The following is a 4509-nucleotide window of genomic DNA, read 5'->3' as shown; positions in this document are numbered from 1 at the left end:
TATCAGTGTGTGGTGTAAATGTTGGTTTGTTTTTTCCGCGAAGTACGCTAGCAACTACTGCAGAAAGACGTCCAAGTGGTACATCAGTTGCGTCAACTACGTACCATTTACGTTCAACTTGGCCTGGTTTAGCCATAAATGTTGTTTTGTTCATGATTTCTCCTATATATAGTTCGATTTTTGTTTACGGTGATGGGTGTTCCTTCCCATCGAAAAGTATTTGGAAGGTTCCGGGGCCTTTCAAATGGGGTAAACAATACCGCCTACTATAATACCAAATTTCACCCCTAAAAGTCAATAGATATGAAAAATATTTTTCTGAATTCCACTCTTTTTATCTCTAAAAAACCTCGCTTTCGCGAGGCTCTTCTATTTATAAGCTAAGGCACGTCTAAAGGTTTTCCAAATCCCTAAATCATCCGTTTGAAGGACTAGGCTGGCATACATGCGTCCGATAAATCCTGTTGCTAACACTGCAAAAATCACTGTAATAGCAAGTGAAATCCATGCTTCTACTCCCCCTGCATAGCCATTAATGGTTCTAAATGGCATAAAGAAGGTTGAAATAAAGGGAATATAAGAACCAATCTTCAAGATGAGATTGTCACCAGCTGCACCTAGAGCTGTCACTCCAAAAAAACCACCCATAATCAAAATCATCAAAGGCGACAAGGCTTTTCCTGAGTCCTCAGGGCGAGAAACCATGGAACCTAGAAAGGCCGCCAAGACTACGTACATAAAGAGACTGACTAAAATAAAGAGCAATGTATTCAGTGAGAAAGCATCTCCCAAGTGATCTAAAACACCAGACTGAGCCAAGAATGGCAAATCTTTAAAGAGCAAAATGGCTGCTAGACCACCTACAACATAAATCCCGATATGCGTTAAAATCACCAGAAACAGAGCCATCATACGCGCATAGAAATAGTGACTAGCCCTTATGCTAGAAAAGACGACTTCCATGATTTTGGTGCCTTTTTCACTGGCAACTTCCTGAGCTGTTACACCCGCATAGGTAATCAGGATCATATAAAGAAAGAATCCTAAGGCGCCTGCTGCCATTGTTTGAATAAACTTTTTATTTTCCTTGGCTTCATCAATCTTTTCTGTGAATTGAATTGTCTGCGCTAAGCGTTTTTCCTGCTCTTGAGACAAGGAGGCCGTTGAACGATTAAGTTGATTTTGCAATTCATTGAGTGTACCTGTAACTGCAAATTTAATTCCATTTTCAAGCGATGTTTCGCCATGATAAACTGCCTTTAGAACACTATCTTCTTGATCAATAGTCAAATAGCCTTTTAATTTTTCATCTTTAATCGCTTCTTTTGCACTTGCTTCGTCTTTATAGTCAAAGTTAACACCATTTACATTCTTCAGTCCTTCTGCTACAGACGGCACTGTTGTCACTACTGCCACTTTATCATTTTTAGCCATTGAGGAGCCTTGGAGATAGGCAATTCCTACAGAGATTCCTAAAAAGAGGAACGGCGAAATCACCATAAAGAAGAAACTCCACGATTTGACATGTCGAAGATAGGTTTCCTTGATTACAACCCACATATTTCTCATACTTCCACCCCTGATTCTAGTTTAAAGATTTCATCGATTGTTGGCGCTTGCTGGTCAAAGGTTGCGATATATTGCCCCTGAGTCAAGATTGGGAAGAGTTCTCTTCCGGCACTCTCGTCCTCCAAGATCAATTTCCAACTGCCTTGTTTGGTCAAGCTCACCTGCTTGACATGAGGAAGGTTTTCCAATTCTTCCTTACTTCGCTCACTTGAAACAAAGAGACGCGTTTTCCCGTATTGATTGCGGACATCCTGAACTGGTCCATGCAAGACCACACGGCCATCTCGGATCATGAGAATATCGTCACAAAGCTCCTCGACGTTGGTCATGACATGATCAGAAAAGATAATGGTTGCTCCACGCTCTTTTTCCTGAAAAATGACTTGCTTGAGCAATTCAGTATTAACTGGGTCCAAGCCACTGAAAGGCTCATCCAAGATAATCAAGTCTGGTTCATGAATCAGAGTAATGATGAGCTGAATCTTCTGCTGATTTCCTTTTGACAGACTCTTGATTTTATCTGTCAGCTTCCCTTTCACTTCCAACCTCTTCATCCATTGAGGGAGTTTTTCCTTGACCTCCTTGGCATCCATGCCTTTTAGAGTCGCCAAGTAGCGAACTTGTTCAAGAACTGTCAATTTAGGCATGAGACTGCGTTCTTCAGGAAGATAGCCAATCCGAGCGTAGGTCTCCTGACGAATATCCTGACCATCTAGACTGATTTCTCCTTGGTATTCTAAAAACTTCAAAATACTGTGGAAAATCGTTGTTTTCCCAGCACCGTTTTTCCCGACTAATCCCAAAATACGACCTGGTCGCGCTTGAAAGTCAATACCAAACAAAACTTGCTTGGATCCAAAACTTTTCTCTAGACTTCTTACTTCTAGCATCTTTCACCTCCGAAATGTCTTGCACTCATTATACTCCTTTTTGATAGCCTTTACAATGGTTTCTGTCCTTTTTTATAAGACTATTGCTGTGTAAAATATGGCCTGGAGCACTTTTATACTCAATGAAAATCAAAGAGCAAACTAGGAAGCTAGCCGTAGGCTGTACTTGAGTACGGCAAGGCGAAGCTGACGTGGTTTGAATTTGATTTTCGAAGAGTATTAGTGATAAATCCATTATACAGTAGCAAACTCGATTTATCACTTCCGCTCCTCAACTGTCTATTTTTGATCCTGAATTGTTATGTGAGCAACTCCTTTATTCCAAATAGCTTTTCCCTAAAAATCATTACATCATATGTTATCATTTGTCAAAAATAAAAATCCTATTTATTTACTTTGACATAAAACATCATCAAATAGCAACTATTATCAATTAAAACATTACTTAACAACTATCGTCCTCTATATGACTACCATCTTTGAAGAATTACCTATCTCTATATGAATAGTCATTCCTAGACCTAAAAATTTTGAAATCAAGTTGACCTAAACCTCTCATTACCTCATGAAATTTAGGATTTAGATTCACTGATCAATTTACCTGTATCAAAAATCTCCTAGCAGACTTTCCTGCTAGGAGATTTTCTTATGAGAGGTACTTGTTTAAGCTCTGAAAATCAGATTCATTATCTAATAATCAAACAATCTACCAATTAAGCTTCTTCGTCTTCTTTACGACGACGACCTGCAAGGCCAAGACCAAGTACTGCACTTGCGGCTGCTGCTACCATAGCTACAGTAGAATTTACTGTACCTGTATTTGGCAATTCTTTAGCCGCTTTACGCGCATTTGCTTGTGCTGATACTGTTTGGCTAGCATTAGCTGCTGCTTGAGTAGTAGCTGGAGCTACAGCTGGTGTTTGAGCAGCTTGGTCATTAGCTGGAGTTGCATGATCAGTTGATGAAGCAACTTTCGTCATGAAGTCTTCGATACGTTTAACCATTGCATCCACTTCTGCTTGACTTGCAGCTGCATTGGCAAATACTTTCTTAGCATCTGCTGATAATGCATTCGCTTCTTTTGCAGTTTCTGTATCAAACTTAAATTCATCTAATTGATGAATAGCAGCTTCTAACTTAGCTTTATCCGCTTTTGCGTCAGTGTTAGTAGCTCCGTTATTTGCTCCATTTCCTTCATTTCCATGATTTTGTGGAGCAACAACTTCAACAGGTACGTTGATTTCTTCTACACTGCCATCTGATAACTTAAGTGTTACTTTAGCTACTAGTCTACCTAAAGCTGATGTTGTAGGTTTTTCAACTTTAATAACCTCTACATCCTTCGGTAAGTTTACTTTAGATAGTACTTCTTGATCTGTTAAAGTTTCTCCTTGTTTAACAGAGACAAATCCATTGACTAATAGAGATGATAAGTCAAATGCTTCTACTTCATTAATTGCTGCATCATCTTTGTAAATATCATTACGAAGAACTCTATCTACTTCTGCTTGAGTTGTAGCTGCATCGATTGCTTTCTTCGCATCGTCCGCTGCTTGCTTCGCCGCGGCTTTGGCTGCTGATTTTTCTGTGTCTGAAAGTTTAACATTGTTGTCAATTGCAGTTTCCTTAGCAGATAGAGCTGAATCTAGGGCTGACTTAGCTTGGTCTTTACCAACTTCCGCAACTGATGAGATAGAGTCCGTACCTTTCGTTACGTTTGCATCTACTTCCGCTTGACTTGTAGATGCGTCAATAGCTTTCTTCGCATCTTCTGCGGCGTCTTTTACAGCCAACTTAGCTTTGGCTTTGTCTGCTTCTGACAGTTTGGCATTGCCTTCAATAGCTTGTAGCTTAGTAGCTACAGCTTTGTCGATTTCTGACTTAGCTTGTTCTTTACCAATTTCCGCAACATTTGAAATAGCTTGTTTACCTGCTGTTTCTTTTTCTTCAACTGTTGCTTGGTCTGTAGCTTGTTCGATTTCTGACTTAGCTGCATCTGCGGCGTCTTTTACAGCCAACTTAGCTTTGGCTTTGTCTGCTTCTGACAGTT

4 protein-coding genes are annotated in these 4509 nt (G+C 39.9%); all 4 read right to left on the bottom strand.

All coding sequences use genetic code 11. The features are described 5' to 3' along the window. Window positions 1–154, bottom strand: a 154-nt coding sequence (locus QZ359_RS00370; protein ID WP_293949672.1) for an uL13 family ribosomal protein, incomplete at its 3' end; no start/stop codon positions are given. 215 nt (window positions 155–369) lie between these two features. Continuing rightward, window positions 370–1569: an ABC transporter permease gene (locus tag QZ359_RS00365; protein WP_224218688.1), complete on the bottom strand. Its 1200-nt coding sequence runs from the start codon at window positions 1567–1569 to the stop codon at window positions 370–372. Next, window positions 1566–2459 (bottom strand): ABC transporter ATP-binding protein, encoded by an 894-nt coding sequence (locus QZ359_RS00360; protein ID WP_000895303.1) that lies wholly within the window; start codon window positions 2457–2459, stop codon window positions 1566–1568. Before QZ359_RS00360 ends, QZ359_RS00365 begins: the two co-directional genes overlap by 4 nt. A gap of 713 nt (window positions 2460–3172) precedes the next feature. Continuing rightward, the coding region (locus QZ359_RS00355) for a DUF1542 domain-containing protein (RefSeq protein WP_293949661.1) at window positions 3173–4509 on the bottom strand (1337 nt) is incomplete at its 5' end.

Origin of the sequence: Streptococcus sp., assembly GCF_019414905.1 — a bacterium.
Classification (GTDB): domain Bacteria; phylum Bacillota; class Bacilli; order Lactobacillales; family Streptococcaceae; genus Streptococcus.
Note: the sequence above shows the minus strand (reverse complement) of the source record. Positions and strands in the feature narration are given on the sequence as shown.